This window comes from Fretibacterium sp., from assembly GCF_057312375.1.
Genome location: NZ_DBHLDX010000105.1, coordinates 1 through 3,620, shown reverse-complemented (window position 1 = coordinate 3,620; position 3,620 = coordinate 1). Strand labels below are relative to the sequence as shown.

General features: G+C 63.9%; 6 protein-coding genes. 3 read left to right on the top strand and 3 right to left on the bottom strand.

Features of this window, described 5'->3' with window-relative positions; all coding sequences use genetic code 11:
- From ACO41U_RS10100 to ACO41U_RS10090, 3 genes are all read left to right on the top strand, one after another.
- Positions 1–255 (top strand): hypothetical protein (locus ACO41U_RS10100; RefSeq protein ID WP_485943674.1); only part of this gene is annotated, 255 nt, incomplete at its 5' end.
- A gap of 79 nt (positions 256–334) precedes the next feature.
- Positions 335–1,129: a DUF4198 domain-containing protein gene (locus tag ACO41U_RS10095; RefSeq protein WP_298779600.1), complete on the top strand. Its 795-nt coding sequence runs from the start codon at positions 335–337 to the stop codon at positions 1,127–1,129.
- Between the two features lie 180 nt (positions 1,130–1,309).
- Positions 1,310–2,125 carry a DUF4198 domain-containing protein gene (locus ACO41U_RS10090; RefSeq protein ID WP_485943672.1) on the top strand — a complete coding sequence of 272 codons (816 nt, stop codon included), beginning with the start codon at positions 1,310–1,312 and terminating at the stop codon, positions 2,123–2,125.
- 98 nt (positions 2,126–2,223) lie between these two features.
- On the opposite strand, the gene ACO41U_RS10085 is transcribed toward ACO41U_RS10090, so the two are convergent.
- The 3 genes from ACO41U_RS10085 to ACO41U_RS10075 all read right to left on the bottom strand — a co-directional run.
- A complete protein-coding gene (locus tag ACO41U_RS10085) occupies positions 2,224–2,775 on the bottom strand; it encodes a chromate transporter (RefSeq protein WP_298779571.1) in 552 nt (183 codons plus the stop codon).
- Positions 2,753–3,334: a chromate transporter gene (locus tag ACO41U_RS10080; RefSeq protein ID WP_485943670.1), complete on the bottom strand. Its 582-nt coding sequence runs from the start codon at positions 3,332–3,334 to the stop codon at positions 2,753–2,755. The genes ACO41U_RS10085 and ACO41U_RS10080 overlap by 23 nt, the downstream gene beginning before the upstream one ends.
- Positions 3,335–3,348: 14 nt before the next feature.
- Positions 3,349–3,620 (bottom strand): PD-(D/E)XK nuclease domain-containing protein (locus tag ACO41U_RS10075; protein WP_485943668.1); only part of this gene is annotated, 272 nt, incomplete at its 5' end.

The window sequence follows — 3,620 nt, the reverse complement described above, 5'->3', positions numbered from 1 at the left end:
CTGGCCCACACCCCGCTCTTCTCCTGCTGGGACAACGGCGACGGCACCATCTCGTGCGAGGGTGGCTTCTCCGACGGTGAATCGGCCGAGGGCACTCCCATCCGGGTGACCAACGAGAAGGAAGAGGTCGTCTTCGAGGGGAAGCTGGACGACAAGGGAGAATTGTCTTTCAAGAAGCCGGAGGGCGTCTTCACCGTCACCTTCGATGGCGGCCCCGGACACACGCTCTCCGTCAAGAGCGAGGAGATCAAGTAGGGACAGCGACTTCAGGATTTGGAGGGCTTCACCCTCCGGAAGAGGCAAGTAAGGAAAGGAGTGTTTGTCTGTGAGGAACATGAAGAAAATCGTGGTGCTTTCTCTCCTGGCGTCCCTTTTCGGGGTGCTTCCCGCTTCCGCTCACTTCCAGATGCTCTACACCCCCGAGACGATTTTGGACAAGGGGGGAGAGGTGCCCCTGAAGCTGGTCTTCACGCACCCCTTTGAGGCCGGGCACACCATGGACATGGGGAAGCCGCAGGAGTTCTTCGTCGTAAACAAGGAAAAGAAGACCGACCTGCTGGAGACGCTGGCCCCCATCACCTGGAAGAGCCTGGAGAACGAGGGCAAGGGCTTCGAGACCACCTTCAAGCTCAAGGGCATGGGGGATTACGTCTTCTGCCTGGTGCCCGCTCCCTACTACGAGCAGAGTGAGGAGACGTACATCCAGCAGATTACGAAGATGATCGTCAACAACGGCAGCCTCCCCACGGACTGGGACGCCGAGATGGGCCTGAAGGCGGAGATCGTTCCGCTGGACAAGCCTTACGCGATCTGGGCCGGCGGGCTGTTCCGCGGCGTCGTGAAGAGCGAGGGCAAACCGGTGCCCTTCGCCGAGGTCGAGGTCGAGTACATGAACCACCTTCCCGACATGAAGGAGAACGCCTTCTCGAAGGACGTCGCGGTGGAGGCCCCTCATGACGCCTTCATCACCTTGACGATCAAGGCCGACGCGAACGGAACCTTCGCCTTTGCCATGCCCAGGGGGGGCTGGTGGGGCTTTGCCGCGCTGGGCGTCGGGCCCGATAAAGAGTTCGAGGGCAAGGAGCTTTCGCAGGACGCGGTGATCTGGGTCCAGGCCACGGAGATGTAGGTGGTGACCTCCGGCCTCCGATGAGACGATCGACGCCGGAGGTTGCCTGATTTTCCGCCCCGGGCTGCCTCCGCAGCGGCGGAGGGCCTGCGGCGGGTTGGGGCGCCGCCAACGGGCGGCTTCCCGGAGCGCGTGGTTTTTCGGAATTCGGTTTTGTATGGTTTAAGGAGGAAGATGTCTATGCGTAAGTTCTTTTCCGTGATGGTGGCTGGAGCGCTCTTTGCGGCTTTCCTGGGCGCAGCGGCCGAGGCTCATGAGTTCTGGGTGAACGCGGACTACAAGGACGGCCTGCTCAAGGCCGACCTGGGCTACGGGCACGAGTTCCCGGACCCCGAGGTCATCCCCGACGACCGCACGCACCTCTTTGAGCCCCTGAAGCTGATCACGCCGGAGGGCGCGACGGAGATGGCGCTGGCGGGTGACAAGAACTTCCACTACGAGGTCAAGGCGGACCTGAAGAAGGGCGACTACCTGGTGATCGGCAACTACAAGCCCACCTTCTGGGCCAAGGGGTCCGAGGGCTGGAAGCAGGCGGACAAGGCCAAGTACAAGGAGATGACGAAGGCCGACGCCACCTACGCCGAGGAGGCGGCAATGTTCGCCAAGCTCGTCATGAACGTGGACGGCGCCGACGGCACGGACCTTATCACCAAGCCGGTGGGACAGCGCCTGGAGCTGGTGCCCCAGGTCAACCCCGCGACGGTGAAGCCGGGACAGCGCTTCCCCGTGCTGGTGCTGCTTGATGGCAAGCCCGCCAAGACGGCGGAGGTAAAGGCTGTGTACGCAGGCTTTACCGGAGAAGCGAAGGACGGCGACCCCGTCAACGAGTACAAGTGCTTCTGGGGGCGCACCGGCCTTGATGGCATCATCAACATCATTCCCGTGAAGGCCGGCTACTGGAACGCTTTCGTTCAGGTTAAGATCCCCTATGCGGACACGGCCGTGGCTGACGAAACCGTGCTGGTTTCCCGCCTGACCTTCACGATCGCAGAGTAACAGAGTAAAACGCGCTCGAAGGTCAAACGCCATTTGGCTCCCGCTCCTTTTTGGAGCGGGAGCTTTTTGTGTTCAGCCGCTCTTCAGAGCCCGTAGCCTCACAGCCCAAGGACGCCGAACAGGAGTAACCCCAGAGCGGCGCTGAGGCCGATCACCTTCGGGATCCTGACCTTGAGCTTCATCAAGAGGAAGGCATCCAGCGCGCCAAGGCACAGGGAGGGGAGGTGCACCGCGCCCCCTTCGGCGTAGTTCGTCATGGACAGGGTGAGCGCCGCCCCGGCGATCAGGCCGATGCAGGCCGGCCGCACGCCCACCATGATCTGCCCCAGGTGGCGGCTGTCCTTGAAGCGCTCGAAGAAGACGGCCGCGAGGGCCCCCAGCGTGAAGGTTGGGGTCAGCGCGCCCAGGTTGGCCGCGACGGCCCCGGGCAGCCAGGCCGCCCTCATGCCGGCGAACGTGGCGCAGTTCAGCCCCAGCGGTCCCGGCGTCATCTCTGCGATGGCGACGAGGTCCGATATCTCCTCAGCCGTCATCCAATGATGGGCGCTCATCTCGCTTGAGATGAGCGGGATCATGGAGAACCCCCCGAAGCTCGTGAAGCCTATCTTTACAAAGCTCCAGTAGAGCTCAAGCAGATCGGCCGGTCCCACGCCCGTCCGCCTCCTTCCGCTCGTACCCTTCGCAGATCAGGAGCCCGCAGGCCGCGCCCAGGACCACCAGCCAGACGCTGCTGACGCCAAGGAAGGCGTAGAGAACGAACGCTACCAGGGCTACCGCCGTGCAGGGCGGGAAGCGAAACGCTCCGCGCACCATGGAGGCCAGCGCGCTCAGGATGATGGGGACGACAGCGGCCCTCACACCCCTCATGGCCGCCATGGCCCAGACGTTGCCCTGAAGCGCGGCGTAGCCGCAGGTGACGCCCAACAGGATCAGGGTCGGGGGCAGGATCATCCCCAGCACGCAGGCCGCGCCGCCCGGAAGCCCCGCGCGCCGGTAGCCGTAGAACATGGCGATGTTGCCGATCATCGTTCCGGGAAGGCTGCGCCCGATGCTGGTGAGGTCCAGCAGGTCCTCATTCGTCAGCGTGCCCTCCCGCTCGACGTACCGCTCGCGCATCTGCGCCACGATGCTCCACCCGCCGCCGAAGGTGAAGCAGCCGAACCGGAAAAACTGCGCAAAGAGCTTCCACGCCTCCGCAGCTCTATCCATCCCCGCACTCCCCATCAACAGGCGGTTGCCTCGTGCTTCTGGAGGTCGACGACGACGACGGCGGAGGTGACGGCGCGCCGGTCCGCGTCGAAGGGCTTCGTGTAGCCCTTCTCCTCGATCTGTCGCTGTCCCTCGGTCTGCAGTCTTGCGATCTCCCCCTCGCTCCGGGCCAGCTTGAACTCCAGCACGACGACGCGGTGGGGGAAGAGGACCAGGACGTCGCTTCGCCCTCGATTGGTCGGGACCTCTCCGTGGGCCGTGATGCCCGCCCCACGAAGGAGCATCA

What these genes read in the sequence shown, in the direction of transcription:
- ACO41U_RS10095 (WP_298779600.1), top strand. Translation starts at nt 335, where the DNA reads ATGAAGAAAATCGTGGTGCTTTCTCTCCTGGCGTCCCTTTTCGGGGTG.
- ACO41U_RS10090 (WP_485943672.1), top strand. Translation starts at nt 1,310, where the DNA reads ATGCGTAAGTTCTTTTCCGTGATGGTGGCTGGAGCGCTCTTTGCGGCT.
- ACO41U_RS10080 (WP_485943670.1), bottom strand. Translation starts at nt 3,334, where the DNA reads ATGGATAGAGCTGCGGAGGCGTGGAAGCTCTTTGCGCAGTTTTTCCGG.